The organism is Gorillibacterium terrae (assembly GCF_051594785.1).
GTDB lineage: Bacteria > Bacillota > Bacilli > Paenibacillales > NBRC-103111 > Gorillibacterium.
The window spans coordinates 1-2,132 of record NZ_JBPPGI010000014.1 but is presented as its reverse complement, the minus strand read 5'-3'; the positions used below and the strand labels follow the sequence as shown (position 1 = coordinate 2,132).

The window sequence follows — 2,132 nt, the reverse complement described above, 5'->3', positions numbered from 1 at the left end:
CGCCGGTTCGTCGTCACCGCCTGCTTCATCTTGTCACCGATGTCGTGCGTCAGGTTATTCCCGCGCTCCGCCTCGACCGCCAGGCTCGACGCTCCATTCGCGATCTCTTCGGTCGCCACCGCGATCTCCTTCGCCGACGTCGTCGTCTGCTTCGCCGCGTTCAAGAGCTCGCCCGCCGTCGACAGCACCTGCGAGGCCGACTTGTTCGTCTGGTCCACCAGGCTCGTGATCTGGCCCATCATCTGGTTGAAGCTCTTGCCGAGCCGGCCGATCTCGTCCGTCCGGGGGCGTCCCTTCACCGCTACCGTCAGGTCGCCCTGCTCCGCTTGGTGCATCAGTTGGCTTAGGCTGCGCAAGGGCCGGCCGATCATGCCGATGACGAGCAGCCCGACGCCGAGCGCCACGAGGGCGGCGATCAGGATGGACAGCCACATGGCGTTGCGGATCGCCTGCGTGTCCTTGACGAGCTCGGCGATCGGAACGGTGGTCACGATCGTCCAGCCGCCGCCGGAGGTCATTTTCTTGAACACGACCAGATTCTTCTGGCCCCCGATGTCGATCACCTTGCTCACCGGCGCATCGACCGCCGCAGTCAATTCTTCCGGGGTGAGCTTGAGCGGCCCCGCCTTGCCCACCGAATCGGTGGCCTCGGAATACACCACGGTTCCCTCGTCGTTGATCACCACCATTTGGCCGGTCTTGCCGATCTGGACGTGGGACATGTAAGCGGCGAACGACGTCAGGGGAATCTCAAACAGCAGAATCTGATCGCTGTCGCCGATGGAAGCGAGCGTCATCTGCCGGGCCAAACCGAAGCTCACTTTCGTAACCGATTTGGTGTAACCCTTTTCCTTGGGGTCAAGCCATACGCCGCTGCCGCTGGATTCCAGCGTCTTCGCAAACCAGTCCTCGCTGCGGTAATTCTTCTTATTGGGCAGAGCCTCAAAGGAACTGGTGCTGATCGGCTTGAGCGAGCCTTTGGGCAGCACATGAATGGCGGCAATCTCGCTGACGCTGTTTCGCTGGGCCGCGAACAACCGGTTGTTGATCGCCTCCAGGACAGCGGCCTGATCGATGGCGGGACCGCCGGCTTTGCCGGAAGCGCTCAGCTTCCAGTCCGCGAAGAGCGAGAGCAGGTCCGGGTCCGTGACGATCTTCATCGATTCGCTGTCGAAGATCTTCAGGCCGAGCTGCAGCTTCTCGGCGGCTTGCCCGACCGTTTCCTTCATGGTATTCTCGGCGTTGCGCTGGATAATCGCCTTGGAACGGCTGTAGGAATACCAGCCCACGGAAACGACCAGCAGCACGTTCGCACAGAAGAAGATCAAAAACAGCTTCATCCCGACGGAACGGAACAACCCGGTTTGAGCGCTTTTCTCCGGTTTGACCGTAAGCGCTTTCTTTTTTATCGTGCTTGATTTCGCCGTTCGGCTCTCCTTTTTGGTTTTCTTGTTATTCATTAACGATGCCCCTCCCAAGGTTAGGTTTTGTTAGGTTCCCATTCCTTACGTCTACAAAGAATCAGGGAGCCCGTTATCTCTATGATTCATGTTTTCGGCAATATTCCGCAAATTCCTGCTCCTGTTTTGAGGTTTTTCGCCTTTTATTTTGTGTTTCCAAATTTGTTATCATTCTAAAATATTGTATTTGTCAGTATTTTGTTATTCATGTTATGATATGAAAAACCGACTGATCGGGAAGCCAAGCTCCCATCAGTCGGTTTCTCGAAAAGAAATTTCGTTCGTGGAACGTTAGATCTTAAACTTGGACAGGCTGTGTTGAAGCTGCTCGGAGAGGGCATTCAAGTCCTCGGCCAGCTTGGCGAGTCCCTGGCTGACGCTGAGCTGCTCGTTGCTCAGCGACGCCACTTCCTCCGAGGTCGCCGACGATTCCTCCGACACCGCGCTGACGTTGGCCATCGCCTCCGTCAGCTCCCGCTGGTTCGCTTCCAGAATCCCGATCGATTCCGTCACCTCGCCCAACTGAGTCACGAAGCTCGTCATGTGCCGGTTGACGCTCTTGAAGATGCCGTCCGCTTCCTTCACCGACCGAATCTGGTCCTGGAACAGCGGATACGCCTCCAGCAGCACCTTCACCGTCTCGTCGATTTCGCCCTGGATGGTCTCCGTGAT

1 protein-coding gene and 1 pseudogene are annotated in these 2,132 nt (G+C 57.4%); both read right to left on the bottom strand.

Features of this window, described 5'->3' with window-relative positions; genetic code table 11:
- Positions 1 to 1,460: cache domain-containing protein (locus ACSEXS_RS22500; protein WP_438435488.1), on the bottom strand; the 1,460-nt coding region annotated here is incomplete at its 3' end.
- A 291-nt stretch (positions 1,461 to 1,751) separates the two neighbouring features.
- Positions 1,752 to 2,132 (bottom strand): annotated as a pseudogene (locus tag ACSEXS_RS22495) (methyl-accepting chemotaxis protein); the annotation flags it as partial.